Annotated in this window: 23 protein-coding genes; 21 read left to right on the top strand and 2 right to left on the bottom strand. The window is 64.4% G+C overall.

Features of this window, described 5'->3' with window-relative positions; genetic code table 11:
- Window positions 1-37: 37 nt before the first annotated feature.
- On the top strand, window positions 38-745 hold the full coding sequence (locus tag LHL23_RS18925) for a type 1 glutamine amidotransferase (RefSeq protein ID WP_226431088.1): 708 nt from the start codon (window positions 38-40) through the stop codon (window positions 743-745).
- A 99-nt stretch (window positions 746-844) separates the two neighbouring features.
- On the opposite strand, the gene LHL23_RS18920 is transcribed toward LHL23_RS18925, so the two are convergent.
- Together LHL23_RS18920 and LHL23_RS18915 are read right to left on the bottom strand one after the other, a co-directional pair.
- Window positions 845-1,495, bottom strand: a complete 651-nt coding sequence (locus LHL23_RS18920; protein ID WP_226431087.1) for a GntR family transcriptional regulator — start codon at window positions 1,493-1,495, stop codon at window positions 845-847.
- Window positions 1,496-1,633: 138 nt separating this feature from the next.
- Window positions 1,634-3,259 carry a sulfatase-like hydrolase/transferase gene (locus tag LHL23_RS18915; protein WP_226431086.1) on the bottom strand — a complete coding sequence of 542 codons (1,626 nt, stop codon included), beginning with the start codon at window positions 3,257-3,259 and terminating at the stop codon, window positions 1,634-1,636.
- A 126-nt stretch (window positions 3,260-3,385) separates the two neighbouring features.
- On the opposite strand from LHL23_RS18915, the gene LHL23_RS18910 reads away from it, so the two are divergent.
- The 20 genes from LHL23_RS18910 to LHL23_RS18815 all read left to right on the top strand — a co-directional run bounded on the left by LHL23_RS18910 (window position 3,386) and on the right by LHL23_RS18815 (window position 19,737).
- Window positions 3,386-3,913 (top strand): GNAT family N-acetyltransferase, encoded by a 528-nt coding sequence (locus LHL23_RS18910; protein WP_226431085.1) that lies wholly within the window; start codon window positions 3,386-3,388, stop codon window positions 3,911-3,913.
- 270 nt (window positions 3,914-4,183) lie between these two features.
- Window positions 4,184-5,386: a 3-oxoadipyl-CoA thiolase gene (pcaF, locus tag LHL23_RS18905; protein WP_226431084.1), complete on the top strand. Its 1,203-nt coding sequence runs from the start codon at window positions 4,184-4,186 to the stop codon at window positions 5,384-5,386.
- A 24-nt stretch (window positions 5,387-5,410) separates the two neighbouring features.
- Window positions 5,411-6,388 carry a 1,2-phenylacetyl-CoA epoxidase subunit PaaA gene (paaA, locus tag LHL23_RS18900; RefSeq protein ID WP_222479609.1) on the top strand — a complete coding sequence of 326 codons (978 nt, stop codon included), beginning with the start codon at window positions 5,411-5,413 and terminating at the stop codon, window positions 6,386-6,388.
- A gap of 62 nt (window positions 6,389-6,450) precedes the next feature.
- Window positions 6,451-6,735: a 1,2-phenylacetyl-CoA epoxidase subunit PaaB gene (paaB, locus tag LHL23_RS18895; protein WP_008557866.1), complete on the top strand. Its 285-nt coding sequence runs from the start codon at window positions 6,451-6,453 to the stop codon at window positions 6,733-6,735.
- Entirely contained in the window at window positions 6,735-7,496 is a 762-nt protein-coding gene (gene paaC / locus LHL23_RS18890) for a 1,2-phenylacetyl-CoA epoxidase subunit PaaC (RefSeq protein WP_222479607.1), read from the top strand. Before paaB ends, paaC begins: the two co-directional genes overlap by 1 nt.
- A gap of 127 nt (window positions 7,497-7,623) precedes the next feature.
- Entirely contained in the window at window positions 7,624-8,097 is a 474-nt protein-coding gene (gene paaD / locus LHL23_RS18885) for a 1,2-phenylacetyl-CoA epoxidase subunit PaaD (RefSeq protein ID WP_226431083.1), read from the top strand.
- A gap of 10 nt (window positions 8,098-8,107) precedes the next feature.
- Window positions 8,108-9,181 carry a 1,2-phenylacetyl-CoA epoxidase subunit PaaE gene (gene paaE / locus LHL23_RS18880; protein WP_226431082.1) on the top strand — a complete coding sequence of 358 codons (1,074 nt, stop codon included), beginning with the start codon at window positions 8,108-8,110 and terminating at the stop codon, window positions 9,179-9,181.
- 24 nt (window positions 9,182-9,205) lie between these two features.
- On the top strand, window positions 9,206-9,967 hold the full coding sequence (locus LHL23_RS18875) for a Phenylacetic acid catabolic protein (protein ID WP_226431081.1): 762 nt from the start codon (window positions 9,206-9,208) through the stop codon (window positions 9,965-9,967).
- 200 nt (window positions 9,968-10,167) lie between these two features.
- Window positions 10,168-10,662, top strand: a complete 495-nt coding sequence (locus LHL23_RS18870; RefSeq protein WP_226431080.1) for a VOC family protein — start codon at window positions 10,168-10,170, stop codon at window positions 10,660-10,662.
- A 223-nt stretch (window positions 10,663-10,885) separates the two neighbouring features.
- Window positions 10,886-11,749: a branched-chain amino acid aminotransferase gene (locus LHL23_RS18865; protein ID WP_226431079.1), complete on the top strand. Its 864-nt coding sequence runs from the start codon at window positions 10,886-10,888 to the stop codon at window positions 11,747-11,749.
- Window positions 11,750-11,880: 131 nt separating this feature from the next.
- A complete protein-coding gene (locus LHL23_RS18860; RefSeq protein ID WP_222479594.1) occupies window positions 11,881-12,336 on the top strand; it encodes a universal stress protein in 456 nt (151 codons plus the stop codon).
- A 21-nt stretch (window positions 12,337-12,357) separates the two neighbouring features.
- Window positions 12,358-12,957, top strand: coding sequence for a 2-hydroxychromene-2-carboxylate isomerase (locus tag LHL23_RS18855; protein WP_226431078.1), 600 nt, complete (start codon window positions 12,358-12,360; stop codon window positions 12,955-12,957).
- A 69-nt stretch (window positions 12,958-13,026) separates the two neighbouring features.
- The gene (locus LHL23_RS18850; RefSeq protein WP_222479590.1) at window positions 13,027-13,593 is read left to right on the top strand and encodes a NifU family protein; all 567 of its coding nucleotides are present in this window, start codon (window positions 13,027-13,029) and stop codon (window positions 13,591-13,593) included.
- A gap of 21 nt (window positions 13,594-13,614) precedes the next feature.
- A complete protein-coding gene (tsaB, locus tag LHL23_RS18845; RefSeq protein WP_226431077.1) occupies window positions 13,615-14,211 on the top strand; it encodes a tRNA (adenosine(37)-N6)-threonylcarbamoyltransferase complex dimerization subunit type 1 TsaB in 597 nt (198 codons plus the stop codon).
- The gene (locus LHL23_RS18840) at window positions 14,204-14,629 is read left to right on the top strand and encodes a GNAT family N-acetyltransferase (protein ID WP_226431076.1); all 426 of its coding nucleotides are present in this window, start codon (window positions 14,204-14,206) and stop codon (window positions 14,627-14,629) included. The genes tsaB and LHL23_RS18840 overlap by 8 nt, the downstream gene beginning before the upstream one ends.
- Window positions 14,630-14,784: 155 nt before the next feature.
- Window positions 14,785-15,780, top strand: a complete 996-nt coding sequence (locus LHL23_RS18835; RefSeq protein WP_222479586.1) for a BMP family lipoprotein — start codon at window positions 14,785-14,787, stop codon at window positions 15,778-15,780.
- Window positions 15,781-15,797: 17 nt separating this feature from the next.
- On the top strand, window positions 15,798-16,151 hold the full coding sequence (locus LHL23_RS18830) for a nuclear transport factor 2 family protein (protein WP_226431075.1): 354 nt from the start codon (window positions 15,798-15,800) through the stop codon (window positions 16,149-16,151).
- A complete protein-coding gene (locus LHL23_RS18825) occupies window positions 16,148-17,677 on the top strand; it encodes an ABC transporter ATP-binding protein (protein ID WP_226431074.1) in 1,530 nt (509 codons plus the stop codon). The genes LHL23_RS18830 and LHL23_RS18825 overlap by 4 nt, the downstream gene beginning before the upstream one ends.
- Window positions 17,678-18,772, top strand: coding sequence for an ABC transporter permease (locus tag LHL23_RS18820; protein ID WP_222479579.1), 1,095 nt, complete (start codon window positions 17,678-17,680; stop codon window positions 18,770-18,772).
- Complete coding sequence (locus tag LHL23_RS18815) at window positions 18,772-19,737, top strand: ABC transporter permease (RefSeq protein ID WP_226431073.1); 966 nt, start codon at window positions 18,772-18,774, stop codon at window positions 19,735-19,737. The genes LHL23_RS18820 and LHL23_RS18815 overlap by 1 nt, the downstream gene beginning before the upstream one ends.
- The last annotated feature ends 8 nt before the right edge of the window (window positions 19,738-19,745 follow it).

Here is a 19,745-nt window from a genome sequence, read left to right as displayed (position 1 = left end):
TCATAAATATGTAAATGAAAATCTTGCGAGCATTCCCATGCACTTGGCCATTCTGATGACCAACACTGACGAAAGCGAATTCGCCCAAAGGCACCCCAAGGACGGCGAGAAATTCACCGATCTGATCCAGATGGCCCGGCCGGGCTGGCGCACCACGGTGTTTTCCGTGAAGGACGGGGACTTCCCGCAGGATCTGTTTGAGTTCGACGGCGCGATGATCACCGGCAGCCCGGCGTCCGTCCGCTCCGGCGCGCCCTGGGTCACGCAGTTGCTGGAGCTGATCCACGCCACCCACTCCAGGCAATTCCCGCTGTTCGGCGCCTGCTTCGGCCACCAGGCCATTGCAATGGCCCTTGGCGGCAGCATTGACCGCAACCCGGACGGCTGGGTCCATGGGCTGACCCGCAACCAGCTGCTCCACCGCCCGGAATGGGCCGCTCCGCTGCCCGATGAAGTCAAACTCTACGGCTCCCATTGCGAATGCGTCCGCACCCTGCCGGACGGCGCAACCCCGATGAGCGAAAGGGGTGGCATGAACACAGGCTTCACCTTGGCCCGGAATATCTTCACCACCCAGCACCACCCGGAGATGACCCACGAATTCATTATCGCGCTGTGCGATGAAATGCGGGACGAACTCGGCCCGGCTGTTTATGCCCGCGCCCTAGACAGCCTGGAAGAGCAGTCCGATCAGCAAGCCTTTGCGGAAAGCCTCGCGCGCTTCTTCGAACAAGCCATCGCCTGAGAATTCATCTTTCCCAAAATTACTCGCCACGCTGCCCGGCAGGCTTCTATGCCGCCGAGAGGGGAGGCACGGGGCCGTCAGGCCCCGTTCAGCATCCTTTCAGCCAAGCGCCGCCAGCAGATCCATCACCGTGACTTGGTCGAACTGCACATGCGCGGTCATCGCCGCCTCTGCCGCTTCCCGGTCATGAGCAAGGATCAGCGCAGCGATCTCCCGGTGTTCCTCGGCTGACTGCGCTATAACGCCGGGATACTTGTAGCGCGCCCGGTAATAGGCCATCAGCTTGCGCGCGTTGGTCTTAATCATTTCGACCAGGAACGGATTGCCGGAGCCTTCTGCCACACAGGCATGAAACCGCAGGTTCAGCTGGTAGTAACCGGCCGCATCGCCGTCCCCCTTCTCCGCAGCGTGTTTCTCGCAGGCGGCCACCGCCGCCTCCAGTTCCCAGGCCTGCGCCGGCGACAGCCGCCGCGCGGCCAGCGCCGCCGCCTGCCCCTCCAGCCGGGCATGCACTTCCAGGATTGCCAGGAATTCCTCCAGCGTCGGCTTGAACAGCACCGCCCCCTTGCGCGGCAGCCGCTTGATCAGCCCGATCGCCTCCAGCTGGATAAAAGCCTCCCGCACCGGCGTCCGCGAGACCCCGTGCCGCTCCACCAGCTCGCTTTCCTCAAGCGGCGCGCCGGGCACCAGCCTTCCGGCCTCGATATCCTCAAGGATTGCGTTCAGAACCTGTTCCGTCTGCCCTGCCATTGCGCCGCCTTTGATGCGTTTGCCGCCAATTTATGCGCCCCTCCGCTGCTTGGCAACGCGGACTGGAGGGGGGGGGGCGCTGCCCCCGCCCTGCGGGCTCCCCCGGAGTATTTGCGCAAAGGTGAATGAGCAGGACGATTACCGGGGCACGGGACCGCGGTACTTCTCCGTCAGCTCCTGCGCCACCTCATCCGCTTCATAAACCCCCAGCAGGATCCCCTTGCGCCCGGACTTGCCGCGCCGCGCCTTGATCTGCGCATCCGACAGGGTGATCCGCTGCGACATCCTGAGGCCCCATTCCAACAGCCGGTCATACATGAGATCGATGACCTCCTGATGCGCATCGCCCTTGGCGAGGTCCACCAGTTCCTCCGGGTCGTTTTCCACGTCGAACAGCATCGGCCGCAGCCCGCCTTCGGCATGCATGAATTTCCAGCTTTTGTCGGTGACCATGAACAGCCGCGCGTCCTTCGGCGCCAGCCCCAGTTTTTCGCACAGCGGCATGGTGGAATAGTCGAACTCGGCAATCGCATAGTCGCGCCAATCCGGGCTTTCGCCGCGCAGGAACGGCATAAGCGAGCGCCCCTCCAGGATATGCGGCGCCGGTTCGCCACCTGCCACTTCCAGGAAAGTGGGCAGGAGGTCAATCGCCTCCACCAGTTCGTCGCAGGTGGTGCCGCGTGTCGCATCAACCTCCGCACGCGGGTCATAGATGATCAGCGGCACCTTGATTGAAGGCTCGTGGAACAGGTTTTTCTCTCCCAGCCAGTGATCGCCCAGATAATCGCCATGGTCCGAGGTCACCACGATCATCGTGTCCCGCATCCGGCCGGTTTCCTCCAGCCAGGCAAACAGCCGCCCCATCTGGTCATCCGCCTGCTTGATCAGCCCCATATAGGCGGGGATTACCTTTTCCCGTACCTCGTCACGGCTGAAAGTTTTGCCGATCTGGTTGTTCATCATGCCATCAAAGACGGGATGTGCGTTTTCCCGTTCCGCTTCGGAACGCACCACCGGCAGCACATGCTCTGGCCCGTACATATCGTGATAGGGCGCAGGCACGATGTACGGCCAGTGGGGCTTGATATAGCTCAGATGCGCGCACCAGGGGCCTTCCGCCTGCGCGATAAACTCCATTACCTTGGTGGTCAGCCAGGGTGTTTCGCTGTCTTCTTCGGCGATATTGGCAGGCTTGTCCGCGTTGACCATGAACCAGCCGGAGGCAATGTCATCACCGTCAATCCCGGCATTGGCAAAGTCGTTCCACGGGTTTTCACCCGGATAGCCCTTTTCCTTCAGGTATTCATTATAGGGGCTGCGCTTGCTGTCGTAAAAACCATCCGGCCCTTCCGCCCACAGCCCGTCGTCGCGCACCCACGGATCGAACCCGCATTCCGACTGGCGCACGCCGATCACGCTGTCCGGCGCCAGCCCCAGCCGCCGCATCCCTTCAGCATCTGCCACCATATGGGTCTTGCCGATCAGATGGCAGCCCATCCCCACCTTGCGCAGATGGTCGCCCATTGTCCACTCGCCTACCCGCAAGGGGTAGCTGTTGAACTGCACCCCGTGGCTGGAGGGATAGCGCCCGGTATAGCTCGACATCCGCGACGAGCCGCAAGTGGGCGACTGCACATAGGCACGGGTGAAGCGCACCCCCTTGGCGGCCAGCCCGTCAATGTGTGGTGTTTGCAGATGCGGATGGCCCGCGCAGCTCAGATAGTCGAACCGCAACTGGTCGAACATGATATAGAGAATGTTCATCGGCGCCTCCCGCTCAGTGCCACCCCATTAATAAACAAGTGAAGCAATTTTAGCGAGGAGATCTTCTTGACCCCAGCGCCCGCTGCCTGACTATGGCGCGTGTTTTTCTTATTCCTTTTGGCTTTCATGACCAGACCCATGCTGCAAACCGCGATCCGCCCCGCCGCCGCAGGCGACTGCACCAGCCTCGCTGCCCTGTCGATCGAAGTTTGGACAGGCACCTACCTGCGCAACGGAGTCAGCGGGCATTTCGCAGACTATGTGCTCAGCCGCTATACCCCGGCGCATTTTGCAGAGGCCCTGGACAACCCGGCCGAGCGCCTGCTGGTCTCGCAGAACCGGGACGGCATCGATGGCTACATCCGGCTCGCGCACGGACGGCCAAGCCCAGCCGGCGGGGCGTCCTGCACCGAGATCGCAACACTCTATGTTCAGCCCAGGCACCACGGGCATGGCACCGGCCTCCGCCTGCTGCAGGCCGGGCTTCAACTCTGCCGGTCAAACGGCTGGGACGCACCCTGGCTCACCAGCAATTCGGATAACGCGCGCGCGATCTCGTTCTATCTGCGGAACGGGTTTGAGCAGGCAGGCCAGACCCATTTCAGCATCGGACAGGCCAATTACCCCAACACTGTCCTGCAATACCGGGCCTGATAGGGCGCCCCAAGGCCGGCCCGTCTCTTCCCGCCTTTACCGGCCGTTCCTGCAATAATTTTTTAGTTGAGCCTGGCGCTGCTGAAGGCGCCGCCAGATCAAACGCCCTGTCTGAACCGGCCGGCCCACGCTCTGCCACACCAATTCGTTACAGATTTTTCAATCAAACATTTTTCACGTTACATTTCACTTGCTGCGAATCATCTTCCAGCGTAATACCGACCCAACGGTCGGCTTTTCCTGCCGCCGCCACAGGAGACGCGAACACCCATGGATGCTTTCATCTGCGATGCCACCCGCACCCCGATCGGCCGCTACGGCGGCGCGCTGAGCCAGGTGCGGACCGATGACCTTGCCGCTCTACCGATTGCCGCGCTAGCCGCGCGCAACCCGGACGTTGACTGGGGCAGCCTGGATGACGTGATCCTGGGCGATGCCAACCAGGCGGGTGAAAGCAACCGCAACGTGGCCCGCATGGCGGCACTGCTGGCGGGCCTGCCGACCTCAGTGCCCGGCACCACCATCAACCGCCTCTGCGCCTCCGGCATGGATGCGGTCGGCATGGCGTCCCGCGGCATCAAGGCAGGCGACTATGACATGGCCATCGCCGGCGGTGTCGAAAGCATGTCGCGCGCGCCCTTCGTTATGCCCAAGGCCACCAGCGCCTTCACCCGCGCCAATGCGGTCTATGACACCACCATCGGCTGGCGCTTCGTGAACAAGAAGATGCACGAGATGTACGGCACCGACTCGATGCCGCAGACCGCCGACAACGTGGCAGAGGATTACGGCGTCTCCCGCGAGGATCAGGACGCCTTTGCCGCCCGCAGCCAGGCCCGCTGGGCCGCCGCGCATGAGGCCGGCATCTTCAAGGACGAAATCACCCCGGTCACTATCCCGCAGCGCAAGGGCGATGATCTGGTGGTCGACACCGACGAACACCCCCGCCCCGGCACCTCGGCAGAGATGCTGTCAGGCCTCAAGGGTGTCAACGGCCCGGACAAGAGCGTGACCGCAGGCAATGCCTCCGGCGTCAACGACGGCGCCGCGGCGATCCTGATGGCGAATGAGGCTGCGGCCGCGAAAAACGGCCTGAAACCGATGGCCCGCATCGTCGGCATGGCCGCCGCCGGCGTCGAGCCGCGCATCATGGGCATCGGCCCGGTGCCCGCCACCAGCAAGGTGCTGGCCCGCACCGGCCTGACCATCGGCCAGATGGACGTGATCGAGCTGAACGAGGCGTTTGCCTCGCAAGGCCTCGCCACCCTGCGCGAGCTTGGCCTTCCGGATGATGCGCCCCATGTTAATCCCAACGGCGGTGCAATTGCACTGGGTCACCCGCTCGGCATGTCCGGGGCGCGGCTGGTGCTGACCGCCGCCTACCAATTGCAGCGCACCGGCGGGCGTTATGCCCTGTGCACCATGTGCGTCGGCGTCGGACAGGGCACCGCCCTGATCTTGGAACGCATTTAACGAAAACCTGAGGAGGTCCCAGACATGTATGCTCAGATGGTCCAATCCGAAGCGACCCAGGACGATCCCGAAAAACTGGCCGCCTTCCAGGCGCGCATCGACGCGGGCGAGAAGATCGAGCCCAAGGACTGGATGCCCGAAGGCTACCGCAAGACGCTGATCCGCCAGATCGGCCAGCACGCCCACTCGGAAATCGTCGGCCAGCTGCCCGAAGGCAACTGGATCACCCGTGCCCCCACGCTGGAACGCAAGGCGATCCTGCTCGCCAAGGTGCAGGACGAGGCGGGCCACGGCCTCTACCTCTACTGTGCGGCGGAAACCATGGGCGTTTCGCGCGACGAGCTCACCGAAATGCTGCTCGACGGGCGCATGAAGTATTCGTCGATCTTCAACTACCCGACGCTGAACTGGGCCGACATCGGCGCGGTGGGCTGGCTGGTTGACGGCGCGGCGATCATGAACCAGGTGCCGCTGCAGCGGACTAGCTTCGGCCCCTATTCCCGCGCGATGATCCGCATCTGCAAGGAAGAGAGCTTCCATGCCCGCCAGGGGTTCGACGCCATCCGCAAGATGGCCGAGGGCACGCCCGCGCAGAAGAAAATGGCGCAGGATGCGGTCAACCGCCTTTGGTTCCCGGCGCTGATGATGTTCGGCCCGTCCGACAAGGACTCGGTCCACTCCGCGCAAAGCATGGCCTGGAAGATCAAGATCAACACCAACGACGAGCTGCGCCAGAAATTCGTCGACCAGACGGTGCCGCAGATCGAATTCCTCGGCCTCGACCTGCCGGATCCCACCATCAAGTGGAACGAAGAGCGCGGCCACTACGACTACAGCGACCCGGACTGGTCGGAGTTCTTCGAGGTGATCAAGGGCAACGGCCCCTGCAACGTCGACCGCCTGGCCGCCCGCAACAAGGCCTGGGACGACGGCGCCTGGGTCCGTGACGGCCTGCTTGCCCACGCCAAAAAGAAAGCCGCGCGCCAGCACGCCGCCGAGTAAACCGAAGCATTCCGGCGCTCCGCCCGACGCGCAGCGCCCCCTCAGCCAGGAGGATTTGAGACATGAAAAACGAATGGCCCCTCTGGGAAATCTTTATCCGCGGCCAGCACGGCATGAGCCACCGCCACGTCGGCTCCCTGCATGCGCCCGACGCTGAAATGGCGATCAAGAACGCCCGCGACGTTTATACCCGCCGCAACGAAGGCGTCTCGATCTGGGTGGTGGAAGCCAACCACATCGCCGCCTCCTCGCCCAGCGACAAGGGCCCGCTGTATGAGCCGTCGGAGTCCAAAGTCTACCGCCACCCGACCTTCTTCGACATCCCCGAAGAAGTGGGGGCGATGTAATGACCCGCGAAGACGCATTTTCCCAGTTTCTGCTGCGGATGGGGGACAACACCTTGGTCCTCGGCCACCGGGTCAGCGAATGGTGCGGCCACGCGCCGGTGCTGGAAGAGGACATCGCGCTGGCCAATACCGCGCTCGACCTGATCGGGCAGACCCAAATGTGGCTGGGCCTCGCGGGCGAGGTGCAGGGCGGCAGCAAAACCGCCGACGACCTCGCCTTCCTGCGCGACGCCTGGGATTTCCGCAACGTGCTGTTGTGCGAGGTTCCGAACGGCGACTTCGGCCGCACCCTGATGCGCCAGTTCCTGTTCGATGCCTGGCACTCGATCCAGCTGGGCCGGCTGATGAAATCCTCGGACGAGCGGGTTGCCGCGATTGCCGAAAAGGCCTCGAAAGAGGTTGCCTATCACCTGGAGCGTTCCGCCGACACCGTGGTGGGCCTGGGCGACGGCACAGAGGAAAGCCGCCGCCGGATGCAGGAGGCGCTGGATTACCTGTGGCCCTACGTCGGCGAGATGTTCCAGTCCGACGAGGTCGACGCCGAGATGGTGAAGGCGGGCATCGCCCCCGATCCAGCCTCCCTGCGCGAGGAATATGACGCGCTGGTCTCCCGCATCCTGGGCGACGCGACGCTGACCATTCCGGAGAGCAGCTTTGCCCACAAGGGCGGCCGCACCGGAGCGATGCATACTGAGCACCTGGGCCATCTGCTGACTCAGATGCAATGGCTGCAGCGCGCCTATCCGGGCGCAAAGTGGTAAGGCCGCGGCCAAGGAACTGAGGGCATCGCCCTTCCGGCAGGGCGGGCGGGAAACTCCCGCCTCCCAGGCGGCAGGACGGGTGTTGCCCGGCATGCTGCCGGGCAGAACAGCCAATGAGGGTAACCGCATGAGCCAAGTGACAACTCAGCCAAGCATTGACCAGATCTGGGAATGGCTCGACGCTGTGCCGGACCCGGAGATCCCGGTGATCTCGCTGGTGGATCTTGGCATAATCCGAGATGTGGCCTGGGAGGGCGAGACCCTGGTGGTCACCGTCACCCCGACCTACTCCGGCTGCCCGGCCACTTCGGTGATCAACATGGACATCGAAACCGCCCTGCGCGGCCACGGCATCAAGGATCTGAAACTCAAAACCCAGATCTCTCCTGCCTGGACCACCGACTGGCTGTCCGACAAGGGCCGCACCAAGCTGGAGGGCTTCGGTATCGCCCCGCCCCAGCCCGCAGGCGGCCCCGAAAAATGCCCGCACTGCGGCAGCAAGAATCTCACCAAGGTCAGCCAGTTCGGCTCGACCCCCTGCAAGGCCCACTGGCGCTGCCAGGACTGCCTGGAACCCTTTGATTATTTCAAGTGCATCTAAGGAGACCCTGATGGCGCGCTTTCACGACCTTGAAGTCACCGACGTCCGCAAGACCATCCGCGATGCGGTGGTTGTCACCCTGAAGCCCGTGAACGGCGCGGCTGCTGAGTTCGATTTCACCCAAGGCCAGTACCTGACCTTCCGCCGCGACTTTGACGGCGAGGAACTGCGCCGCAGCTACTCGATCTGCGCGGGCAAGAACGAAGGCGTCCTGCAGGTCGGCATCAAGCGCGTCGACGGCGGCGCATTTTCGACCTGGGCCAACACTGAGCTCAAGGCCGGCGACACCCTGCAGGCGATGGCGCCGATGGGGACCTTCTTCACCCCGCTCGACGGCACGGCGGAAAAGCACTACCTGGGCTTTGCCGGCGGCTCCGGCATCACGCCCGTCCTGTCGATCCTCAAGACCACGCTGGACGCCGAGCCCAAATCTTCCTTCACGCTGGTCTACGCCAACAAGGGCGTGAACACGATCATGTTCCGCGAGGAGCTGGAGGATCTGAAAAACCTCTACATGGGCCGGTTCAATGTCATCCATGTGCTGGAATCGGATGCACAGGAAATCGACCTGTTCACCGGCCTGGTCACGCAGGAGAAATGCGCCCAGCTGTTCGAGCACTGGATCGACATCCAGTCGGTCGACACCGCCTTCATCTGCGGCCCGGAGCCGATGATGCTGGGCATCGCCGCGGCGCTGCGCACTGCGGGCCTCACCGACAGCCAGATCAAGTTCGAACTCTTCGCCTCCGCCCAGCCGGGCCGCGCCAAGCGCAAGGCCGCCGCAAGCGACGCAGGCACCAGCGCCAACCAGACCAGGGCAGCGATCACCCTGGACGGCGCCACCCAGACCATCGATATGGGCAAGGACATGACCCTCTTGGACGCGGCGCTGGAGAACGCCATGGACGCGCCCTATGCGTGCAAGGCAGGCGTCTGCTCCACCTGCCGCTGCAAGGTGCTGGAGGGCGAGGTCGAAATGGTCGCCAACCACGCGCTGGAGGACTACGAAGTCGAAAAAGGCTATGTGCTGTCCTGCCAGGCCTATCCGGTGACCGATAACGTCGTGGTCGATTACGACCAGTAATGCCTGCGCGAGGGAGGAAAGATCATGACTGACGAGATGAGCATCGCAAGCTATCTGGCCCAGGGTGGTGTGCTGAGCAACCCGTCCAACGTGCCGCCGCGCTACCGCGCCGAGCTGATGAAGATGATGGCAACCTTCGTCGACAGCGAACTGGCGGGTGCTGCCGGCTTTGCCGACATCATCAACGAAGGGCCGGGCATCAAGGCACGCATCGCCGCCGCCAAGATCGTGCTGGAAAAATCCGACAGCGCCGAAAAGGTGCTGCGCATCATGGGCGATTTCGGCGCCGATACAGAGCGTTATGCCGACCACCACCCCTGGACCGCGCGGCTGGAGCGGGACGCCGACATCGGCCAGACCCGCACCAAGCACGACATGCGGCTGGCCGTGTTCAACTACCCGCTGGAAGGCTGGGCGGATGCGGTGGTGATGAACCTGCTCATGGGCGCCGCCGTCACCGTGCAGCTGGAAGAGCTGAGCCACGTCTCCTACCAGCCGCTGGCCGAGGCGTTCCGCGCCATCCAGCCCATCGAGGCGCATCATGCCGAACTGGCGGAGGAAGGGCTGATGGTGCTGGTGGAGGCGCAAGGCGCCGATGCCCTGCAGGAACTGACGAACTACTGGTGGCCGCGGGTCGCTGCCAGCTTCGGCTCGGAGACCTCGCAAAAGTTCGAAGGCCTCAAGTCCATGGGCCTGCGCCGCACCCCGAATGCGGAGCTGAAGGCGCGCTGGGAACAGGCCGCCTCTACCGTGCTGGCCAAGGCCGGATTGAAACCGACCACCTGACATTCAACGGGATAACTCCCGCCCGGGCATCAGCGCATCTCAGATGCGCAGGCCCGGTTGGGACCGGCGCGCCTGGCGGCGCGCTGGCCGTGCTGCACCGCCAGGCTGTGCAAATCCACAGGGAAAAGGTGCGGCGCTGCGGAATGGCATCTTCAACGCCTGGCCCCCATCTTTGCAGCAACAGACAGATGGAGGCTGCAATGAGCACCGGCACAGCAACACTTCCCGCAGGCACCGGCATCGGCCATGTCCACCTCAAGGTATCAGACCTGGAGCGGGCGATCGGATTCTACAGCGGCATCCTGGGCTTTGACGTGACCCAGCGGCTGGGCAGCTCTGCCGCCTTCCTGTCAGCTGGCGGCTATCACCACCATATCGGCCTCAACACCTGGCAGTCGCGCGGCGGCCCTGCCCCGGCGCCCAACATGACCGGCCTCTACCATACCGCCATCCTGCTGCCGGACCGCAAGAGCCTGGCCGCGGTGCTGCGCCGGGTGCTGGACGCAGGCATCGCGCTGGAGGGCGCAGCCGACCACGGCGTCTCCGAGGCCATCTATCTGCACGACCCGGACGGCAACGGAGTAGAGCTGTACCGCGACCGGCCGGAGGCGGAGTGGCCGCGTGCATCGGACGGCAGCCTCGCCATGGGCACGGAGGCCCTGGACTTGCAGGCTTTGCTCGCGGAGGTTGAGTAGGTCAGAAACGCTGCCTGAATGTTTCGCGCGCGAAACAATTGGTCAGACATGCTGACTTAATGGACGCGACGTCAATTTCCGTCCAACAACATGGCAAGCCGTTGCAACAAAACAGAAAACATGCTCCACCGACGCCGTATCGCCGGCATTGGCGAGCGATGTTAGGTCTGGACCTCTGACCTTCCTCTGCCTACCCTTGCGGCAAGCACAGGGAGGCAGAACCATGGCTGTGGGCCGCACAATCCGCACTTACTTCAACGGCAGTTGGCAGGATGGCAACCCGGCGGTGATGCGGGCTGCGGACCATGCGATGTGGCTTGGCTCGTCGGTGTTCGACGGCGCACGGCTGTTTGACGGCATGACGCCGGACCTGGATCTGCATTGCGCCCGCACCAATGCCTCGGCAGAGGCGTTGATGATGACGCCCACGCACACGGTTGAGCAGATGGTGGAAATCATCCGCGAAGGCCTGCAGGGCTTTGCCCCCGGCGCCGCGGTCTATATCCGGCCGATGTACTGGGCCGCCGATGGCGACGAGACGCTGATTGCCCCCGACGCCGGCAGCACCCGGTTCGCCATCTGCCTGGAGGAAATCCCAATGGCAGCTCCTGAGGCCTCAGCCACGCTGACCCGCACCCGCTTCCGCCGCCCGGTGCTGGAGAGCGCGGTGGTGAATGCCAAGGCGGGCTGCCTTTACCCCAACAACGCCCGGATGCTGCGGGAGGCGCGCAGCAAGGGGTTCAGCAACGCGCTGGTGCTGGACGCCATGGGCAATGTCGCCGAAACCGCCACCACCAATGTCTTCATGGTCCGCGACGGCGAGGTCTTCACCCCGATCCCCAACGGCACCTTCCTGGCCGGGATCACCCGCGCCCGCCACATCAGCAACATGCGCGCCGACGGCATCACCGTGCATGAATGCGTGCTGGGCTATCAGGATTTCGAGGAGGCCGACGAGGTCTTCCTCTCCGGCAATATGAGCAAAGTAACCCCTGTCACCGCTTTTGACAGCTGCCGCTATCAGGCCGGCCCGGTCGCCAAGCGGGTGCGGGACCTCTACTGGGACTGGGCCGCTGGCCGGACCTAACTTCCGGCCCCGGCACCGTTTGCACCGCCAGCGATAGGGCCAGATGCCGTAACCCTATGGCGGCTTTTGGCTCTCTTGCCTGATGGCCCGGCTTGCGCCATGATCCGCGGTGCAACAACGAGAGAGCGAAGATGCGCAAATTCCTTGTGGTCCTGGACGATAGCCGCGAATGCCTGAACGCCATGCGCTTTGCCGCAATGCGGGCGGCGCATACCGGTGCGGGCGTCATCATCCTGTCGGTCATCCCGCCGGATGAATTCAACCACTGGATCGGCGTCGGCGAAGTGATGCGGGAGGAAGCCCGCGAACGGATCCACGCCCATTTCGAGGTATTTGCCAAATGGATGCGCGACCGCCAGAACGTTGACCCTGAGCTGGTGATCCGCGAAGGCGAACCGGTGCCGGAGATCCTCGACTATATCGAGGGCGACCCGGAAATCGGCGTGCTGGTGCTGGGTGCGGGCACCGGCCGCAAGGGGCCGGGGCCGCTGGTCACCCAGCTGACCAAGAACTCCGGCACCCTGCCGGTGCCGATCACCATCGTGCCCGGCGATCTCAGCAAGGAAAAGCTGGAAGCAATCACCTGATTGAAGGGCATGGCAGAGGCGATGACCGGCAGGATTACATTCTGGTTCGAATTCGCCTCCAGCTATTCCTATCTCAGTGTGATGCGCATCGGCGAACTGGCCGCCGCCCGCAATGTTGCTGTGACCTGGAAGCCGTTTCTGTTGGGCCCGATCTTTGCCGCCCAGGGCTGGGACACTTCTCCTTTCAATATCTACCCGGCCAAGGGGCGCTACATGTGGCGCGACATGGAGCGGACCTGCGCGGCTCGCGGCCTGCCCTTCTGCCGCCCGCAGGTGTTTCCCCAGAACGGGCTGATGGCAGCGCGTCTGGCCTTGGCTGCGGCCGAAGAGGACCGCATTGAAGCTTTCGCCAAAACGGTGTTTCAGGCGCAGTTCGGCGCGGGCGCGGATATTGCACGCGAAGCCATTCTGAAGGACTGTCTGCGCCAGAGCGGCCTTGATGCGGCGCTGATGCAGTGCACGCAAAACTCCGCAATCAAATCGGCATTGAGGGCGCAGACCAACGAGGCCATTGCAGCGGGCATTTTCGGCGCGCCCAGCTTCACCAGCGGTGCGGAATTGTTCTGGGGCGATGACCGGCTGGAGCAGGCGCTGGACCACGCGGCAGGCGCTGTGATTTAGAATCGTTCCAAATCTTGACTTGGCGGGCCACAGGGCGCATATCGGGGGCACGCTTAACGGAGACCCGACATGTTCATTCAGACTGAATCCACGCCCAACCCGGCGACGCTGAAATTCCTGCCGGGCCAGACCGTTCTGGAGGTGGGCACCGCTGACTTCCCCAGCGCAGACGCCGCCGGCAAATCGCCGCTGGCCTCCCGTATCTTTGCGGTCGAGGGCGTGACTGGCGTGTTCTTCGGCAACGACTTCGTGACCGTCACCAAGGCAGAGGGCGTCGAGTGGGACCACATCAAACCCGCCATCCTGGGTGCAGTGATGGAACACTACCAGTCCGGCCAGCCGGTGATGGCGGATGGCACTGCTGACCCGGCTTCGGGCCATGCCGAGCATTCCGGCGAGGACGCCGAGATCGTCAACCAGATCAAGGAGCTGCTGGACAGCCGGGTGCGCCCGGCGGTGGCCCAGGACGGCGGCGACATCACCTTCCACGGCTTTGACCGCGGTGTTGTCTACCTGCACATGCAGGGCGCCTGCGCCGGCTGCCCGTCCTCGACCTTGACCCTGAAAATGGGCATCGAGAACCTGCTGCGCCACTACATCCCGGAAGTCACCGAGGTGCGTCCGGTTGCCGTCTGACCGGTTACGAAAGGACATCTGATGGCTTCCGAACCGCTGGTTCTGGGATTTGACACATCGGCCGCGCATTGCGCGGCCGCTTTGCTGCGCGGGGAGACCGTACTGGCCTCCCGGCTGGAAGAGATGTCCCGCGGACAGGCCGAACGGCTGGTGCCGCTCTTGGAAGAGGTGCTGGCGGAGGGCGGTGCCGCCTGGGCCGGCCTCGACGCCATCGGCGTGGGCATCGGCCCCGGCAATTTCACCGGCATCCGCATTGCGGTTTCCGCCGCCCGCGGGCTGGCGCTGGGGCTGGAGGTGCCAGTTGTGGGCGTGGACGGTTTTGAGGCCCGCGCCGCCGAAGGCACCCTGCCCGCGGTGCCTGCACCGCGCGATCAGGTCTATGCCGCCCTTCCCGGGCAGGCACCGCGTCTGATGCCGCGCCAGGAGGCCGAGGACGCCGCCCGCGACGCCGGGCTGGCCTGTGCGCCCGAAGCAAGCCCCGCCGGGATCGCCGAAGCCATAGCGCGCATCGCTGCGGAGCGGTTTCAAACTGTCACAGAGCCGCCTGCGCCGCTGTACCTGCGCGCAGCTGATGCGGCGCCCTCCAGCGACGTGCCGCCGGCGCTGATTGATGAGTGATCCGCTGACACCGGAAACAATGGCCGCCACCCATGCCGCGGCCTTCACCCAGTCGCGGCCCTGGTCGGCAGCAGAATTTGCCGGCCTTCTCGACAGCCCGCTGGTCTTTGCCGCCGGCAGCGCCCGCTGTTTTGCTCTGGTGCGGGTGATTGCGGATGAGGCCGAGCTGCTGACCATCGCCACAGATCCGGCCCATCAGCGCAAGGGGCTGGCCCGCGCCTGCATGGCAGAATGGGAATCAGCCGCCCGCGCGCGCGGCGCCGCCGAGGTGTTCCTGGAAGTGGCCGCCGACAACGCGCCCGCACAGGCGCTGTACCGCGCCTGCGGATTCGCGGAATGCGGGCGCCGGGCGGGATATTACCGCCGCCAGGACGCAAAAGCCGCGGATGCAATCCTGATGAGAAAAGCTTTACGCTAGGCCAGTTGCGCGGATTTCGCACCATTTGGTCAAAAAGCGGTTGACCCCCTCCCTGCCCTGCAGGCTAAATTGCCGCACCCTCTAAGGCCTGAACGGGGCCGGGCAGCGGAAAACCCCCGCTGCATCCAACAAAAATGACAGTGGGAGTTAACCTGATGACCCTGATGAAACCGCTGATGGGCGCAGCCGCGTCGCTGGCCCTGACCGCAGGTGCCGCGCTGGCGGAACCGGCGCTGATCTTCGATCTGGGCGGCAAGTTCGACAAGAGCTTCAACGAAGCCGCGCATGGCGGCGCCCAGCGCTGGGCTGAAGAGACCGGCGAAACCTACCGCGAGATCGAACTGCAGTCCGAAGCCCAGCGCGAGCAGGCCCTGCGCCGCTTTGCCGAGGCCGGCGCCAACCCGATCGTGATGGTGGGCTTTGCCTTCGCCGATGCCCTGGGCCAGGTGGCTGCCGATTACCCGGACACCAAATTCACCATCATCGACATGGTGGTTGAGGGCGACAACGTGCGCTCTGTTGTCTTCAATGAACACGAAGGCTCCTATCTGGTCGGCATGATGGCGGCGATGGCGTCCAAGTCGAACACCGTCGGCTTCATCGGCGGCATGGACATCCCGCTGATCCGCAAGTTCGCCTGCGGCTATGCCCAGGGCGTCAGCGCAGCCAACCCGGATGCCAAGGTCATCGCCAACATGACCGGCACCACCCCGGCGGCTTGGAACGACCCGGTCAAGGGCTCGGAGCTGACCAAGGCGCAGATCAGCCAGGGCGCGGACGTGGTTTATGCCGCGGCCGGCGGCACCGGTGTGGGCGTGCTGCAGACCGCAGCCGACGAAGGCATCCTGTCGATCGGTGTGGACAGCAACCAGAACCACCTGCATCCGGGCCAGGTGCTGACCTCGATGACCAAGAACGTCGGCAACGCCGTGTTCGAGGCCTTCTCCGACGGCGCGGACATGGAGACCGGCTTCTCGGTCATGGGCCTGTCCAACGGCGGTGTCGGCTATGCCATGGACGAGCACAACGCATCGCTGGTCTCTGCCGAGATGCAGTCCGCGGTGGACGACGCTGCCGCCAAGATCGCCTCGGGCGAGATCAAGGTGCATGACTACATGTCCGACGACAGCTGCCCTGCGCTGAGCTTCTAAAGAGAAAGCCCCAGGCCATGACGGATTCTATTCACATTCTGTTTGCGGCCTGGGGCGACCCATCGCCCGAAGCCCGCGCCGAAAAGACGGACGCGGCCATCGGGCCCGGTTTTTACTACTCCGATCCCAACACCCCTACCCCCATCTCCGGGCGCGACGCCTACCTGGACTATATCGCGCAGTTCAGCGCGATGATGCCGGGCGCCGCAGCCAGGGTCGTTGCCGTCTCGGAACACCACGGCCATGCGCGCGCCACGGTGGATTTCGAAAAAGACGGCCAGCGCATGGTGCGCGGCCAGTATTTTGCCGATCTGAAAGACGGCAAGGTGGTGCGGCTGATCGGATTCACAGGCATGGGAGAGCCCGATTGACCGCCCCCGCCATCGAACTCAAAGGCATTTCCAAGGCCTTTGGCCCGGTCCAGGCTAACAAGGACATTTCCATCAGCGTCGCCCCCGGCACCATTCACGGCATCATCGGTGAAAACGGTGCAGGCAAGTCGACGCTGATGTCGATCCTCTATGGGTTTTACAAGGCCGACAGCGGCGAGATCTGGATCAAGGGCAAGAAGACCGCGATCCCGGACAGCCAGGCAGCGATTGCCGCGGGCATCGGCATGGTGTTCCAGCACTTCAAGCTGGTGGAGAATTTCTCCGTGCTGGAAAACATCGTGCTGGGGGCCGAGGACAGCGGCATGCTGATGCCCTCGCTGCGCCGCGCCCGCAAGGAGCTGAAGGCGCTGGAGGAGGAATACGAGCTGTTCGTGGACCCCGACGCCCGCATCGACGAGATCGGCGTCGGCATGCAGCAGCGGGTGGAGATCCTCAAGGCGCTTTACCGAAAGGCTGAGATCCTGATCCTGGATGAGCCAACCGGCGTGCTGACGCCCTCCGAGGCCGATCAGCTGTTCCGCATCCTCGACCGGCTGCGCGCCGAAGGAAAGACCATCATCCTGATCACCCACAAGCTGCGGGAGATCATGGAATACACCGACACGGTCTCCGTCATGCGCCGCGGCCAGATGACCGCCACCGTCAAGACCGCCGAGACCAGCCCCGAGCACCTGGCAGAGCTGATGGTGGGCCGCAAGGTGCTGCTGCGCGTTGACAAGATTCCGGCCCAGCCCGGCGCCCCGATTCTGGAGATCGAGAACCTGCGGGTGGTGGACAGCGCCGGCGTCGAGCGCGTCAAGGGCATCGACCTGACCGTGCGCGCAGGCGAGATCGTCGGCATCGCCGGTGTGGCCGGCAATGGCCAGTCGGAGCTCTTGGAGGTTCTGGGCGGCATGCGCCCCGGCACCGGTAGCATCAAGCTGCATGGCACGCCCCTGCCCCTGCACGGCCAGGGCTCGGATGCCGCCGCGCGGCGCGCCGCCCATATCGGCCATGTGCCGGAGGACCGCCAGCGCGAGGGCCTGATCATGGACTTCCACGCCTGGGAGAACGTGGCCTTCGGCTATCACCGCGACGCCGCCTATCAGAACGGTATTCTGATGAACAACGCAGCGTTGCGCGCAGATACCGAGGCCAAGATGGAAAAGTTCGACGTACGCCCGCCTGATCCCTGGCTGGCGGCCAAGAACTTCTCCGGCGGCAACCAGCAGAAAATCGTCGTGGCGCGCGAGATCGAGCGCAACCCCGACCTCTTGCTGGTCGGCCAGCCGACCCGCGGCGTCGACATCGGCGCCATCGAATTCATTCACAAGCAGATCGTCGAACTGCGCGACCAGGGCAAGGCGATCCTGCTGGTCTCGGTCGAGCTGGAGGAGATCCTGTCTCTGGCGGACCGGGTTGCGGTGATGTTTGACGGCATGATCATGGGCGAACGGCCTGCCGATCAGACCGATGAGAAAGAACTGGGCCTCTTGATGGCCGGTGTCGCGGGGGAGGCCGCGTAAATGGACAAGATGCCGAAATGGGCCGATGTGGTCCTGATTCCGCTGATCAGCCTGATCCTGGCCGCGATCCTGTCGGCCCTGGTGATCCTCGGGATCGGCGAAGACCCGGTTGCCGCGGTCAAGCTGATGGTCGAAGGCGCCTTGGGCTCCACCTATGGCTGGGGCTATACGCTGTACTACGCCACCAATTTCATGTTCACCGGGCTTGCGGTGGCGATTGCCGCCCATGCGGGCCTGTTCAACATCGGCGGCGAAGGCCAGGCGATGCTGGGCGGGCTTGGCGTGGCGCTGGTCTGCCTGCTGATCCCCTGGCCGCACTGGACGCTGGCGCTGGTCTTTGCGGCGCTCGGCGCCGGGATCTTTGGCGCAGCCTGGGCCGCGATCCCCGCCTATCTGCAGGCCAAGCGCGGCAGCCACATCGTGATCACCACCATCATGTTCAACTTCATCGCCGCAGCGGTGCTGAACTATGTGCTGGTCAACCTCTTGCGCCCCGTGGGCTCCATGGACCCGGCCACTGAACGCTTCCCCGAGTCCGTGCACTTGCCGTCCCTGCATGAGCTGCTGGCTCCGATCGGGATCGAATTTTCGAAATCCGCCCCCGCCAACGTCAGCCTGCTGGTGGCCGTCGGCGCCTGCCTGTTTGTCTGGCTGCTGATCTGGCGCACGCCGCTGGGTTATGAAATCCGCTCCCTGGGCAAATCGGAGCCGGGCGCGCGCTACGCCGGCATCTCCTCTGTCCGCACCATCATGATCGCGATGCTGATCTCCGGCGCTCTGGCCGGCATGATGGCAATCAACAACGTGATGGGAGAGGCTGAGCGGCTGGTGCTGAACGCCACCGAAGGCGCCGGTTTCATCGGCATCGCGGTGGCGCTGATGGGGCGCAACCACCCGTTCGGCGTGTTCCTGGCGGCGATCCTCTTTGGCTTCCTCTACCAGGGCGGCGCCGAGCTGGCGCTCTGGACCTCGATCCCGCGGGAGCTGATCGTGGTGATCCAGGCGCTGGTGATCCTGTTCACCGGCGCGCTCGACAACATGGTGCGGATGCCGCTTGAGAAGATCTTCCTGGCGGTGCGGAAGGGGCAGAACTGATGGATTTCCTGACGATCATCCAGCTCTTGGATTCCACCGTCCGCCTGGCCACGCCTTTGCTGCTGGCCTGCCTTGCGGGGCTGTTTTCCGAACGCGCAGGCATTTTCGACATCGGCCTTGAGGGCAAGATGCTGATGGCCGCCTTCTTCTCCGCCGCTGTGGCAGCCGTCACCGGCAATGTCTGGCTGGGGCTGCTGGCCGGCATCGGTTCGTCGCTGCTGCTGGCGGCGCTGCACGGGGTGGCCTCCATCACCTTCCGCGGCAACCAGCTGATCTCCGGCGTGGCGATCAACTTCCTGGCGGCGGGCATGACAGTGCTGATCGCCCAGGACTGGTTCCAGCAGGGCGGCCGCACCCCCTCGCTGATCGGCGGCGGCCGCTTCACTCCGTTCGACCTGCCGTTTGCCGGGAGCCTCTCTAGCGTGCCGGTGCTGGGTCCCATTTACTCCGAGCTGCTCTCGGGCCACTCGATCCTGGTCTACATCGCTTTCCTGGCGGTGCCTGCCACCTGGTGGGTGCTGTTTCGCACCCGCTTTGGCCTGCGCCTGCGCGCGGTGGGGGAAAACCCGGCCGCGGTCGATACTGCCGGGGTTTCGGTTGTCGGCCTGCGCTACGCGGCGGTGCTGATCTGCGGTCTGTTGTGCGGCATTGCGGGCGCCTACCTGGCCACCGCGCTGCAAGCGGGTTTCGTCAAGGACATGACCGCCGGGCGCGGCTTCATCGCCCTGGCGGCGCTGATCTTTGCCAAGTGGCGGCCCTGGCACGCGATGGGCGCCTGCCTACTGTTCGGCCTGCTGCAAGCCATCGCGCTGCGCTTTCAGAACATCGAACTGGGCGGCATCACCATCCCGGTGCAGGCAATGGACGCGCTGCCCTACGTGCTGACGGTGGTGATCCTGGCCGGTTTCGTCGGCAAGGCGATCCCGCCCCGGGCCGGCGGCGAGCCCTACGTCAAGGAGCGCTAAGCGCTGTC

It is taken from the genome of Leisingera sp. McT4-56 (assembly GCF_020514995.1).
In the GTDB taxonomy this organism is placed as follows: domain Bacteria; phylum Pseudomonadota; class Alphaproteobacteria; order Rhodobacterales; family Rhodobacteraceae; genus Leisingera; species Leisingera aquaemixtae_A.
Note: the sequence above shows the minus strand (reverse complement) of the source record. Positions and strands in the feature narration are given on the sequence as shown.

Bases quoted from the DNA above. Each gene is read 5' to 3' on its own strand.
- LHL23_RS18920 (WP_226431087.1), bottom strand. From the start codon at position 1,495: ATGGCAGGGCAGACGGAACAGGTTCTGAACGCAATCCTTGAGGATATC.
- paaE (WP_226431082.1), top strand. From the start codon at position 8,108: ATGGCGCGCTTTCACGACCTTGAAGTCACCGACGTCCGCAAGACCATC.
- LHL23_RS18915 (WP_226431086.1), bottom strand. From the start codon at position 3,259: ATGAACATTCTCTATATCATGTTCGACCAGTTGCGGTTCGACTATCTG.
- paaC (WP_222479607.1), top strand. From the start codon at position 6,735: ATGACCCGCGAAGACGCATTTTCCCAGTTTCTGCTGCGGATGGGGGAC.
- pcaF (WP_226431084.1), top strand. From the start codon at position 4,184: ATGGATGCTTTCATCTGCGATGCCACCCGCACCCCGATCGGCCGCTAC.
- tsaB (WP_226431077.1), top strand. From the start codon at position 13,615: ATGGCTTCCGAACCGCTGGTTCTGGGATTTGACACATCGGCCGCGCAT.
- LHL23_RS18855 (WP_226431078.1), top strand. From the start codon at position 12,358: ATGACCGGCAGGATTACATTCTGGTTCGAATTCGCCTCCAGCTATTCC.
- LHL23_RS18860 (WP_222479594.1), top strand. From the start codon at position 11,881: ATGCGCAAATTCCTTGTGGTCCTGGACGATAGCCGCGAATGCCTGAAC.
- paaD (WP_226431083.1), top strand. From the start codon at position 7,624: ATGAGCCAAGTGACAACTCAGCCAAGCATTGACCAGATCTGGGAATGG.
- LHL23_RS18865 (WP_226431079.1), top strand. From the start codon at position 10,886: ATGGCTGTGGGCCGCACAATCCGCACTTACTTCAACGGCAGTTGGCAG.
- LHL23_RS18910 (WP_226431085.1), top strand. From the start codon at position 3,386: ATGACCAGACCCATGCTGCAAACCGCGATCCGCCCCGCCGCCGCAGGC.
- LHL23_RS18840 (WP_226431076.1), top strand. From the start codon at position 14,204: ATGAGTGATCCGCTGACACCGGAAACAATGGCCGCCACCCATGCCGCG.
- LHL23_RS18925 (WP_226431088.1), top strand. From the start codon at position 38: ATGCACTTGGCCATTCTGATGACCAACACTGACGAAAGCGAATTCGCC.
- LHL23_RS18815 (WP_226431073.1), top strand. From the start codon at position 18,772: ATGGATTTCCTGACGATCATCCAGCTCTTGGATTCCACCGTCCGCCTG.
- LHL23_RS18875 (WP_226431081.1), top strand. From the start codon at position 9,206: ATGACTGACGAGATGAGCATCGCAAGCTATCTGGCCCAGGGTGGTGTG.
- LHL23_RS18835 (WP_222479586.1), top strand. From the start codon at position 14,785: ATGACCCTGATGAAACCGCTGATGGGCGCAGCCGCGTCGCTGGCCCTG.
- LHL23_RS18820 (WP_222479579.1), top strand. From the start codon at position 17,678: ATGGACAAGATGCCGAAATGGGCCGATGTGGTCCTGATTCCGCTGATC.
- LHL23_RS18830 (WP_226431075.1), top strand. From the start codon at position 15,798: ATGACGGATTCTATTCACATTCTGTTTGCGGCCTGGGGCGACCCATCG.
- paaA (WP_222479609.1), top strand. From the start codon at position 5,411: ATGTATGCTCAGATGGTCCAATCCGAAGCGACCCAGGACGATCCCGAA.
- paaB (WP_008557866.1), top strand. From the start codon at position 6,451: ATGAAAAACGAATGGCCCCTCTGGGAAATCTTTATCCGCGGCCAGCAC.
- LHL23_RS18870 (WP_226431080.1), top strand. From the start codon at position 10,168: ATGAGCACCGGCACAGCAACACTTCCCGCAGGCACCGGCATCGGCCAT.
- LHL23_RS18850 (WP_222479590.1), top strand. From the start codon at position 13,027: ATGTTCATTCAGACTGAATCCACGCCCAACCCGGCGACGCTGAAATTC.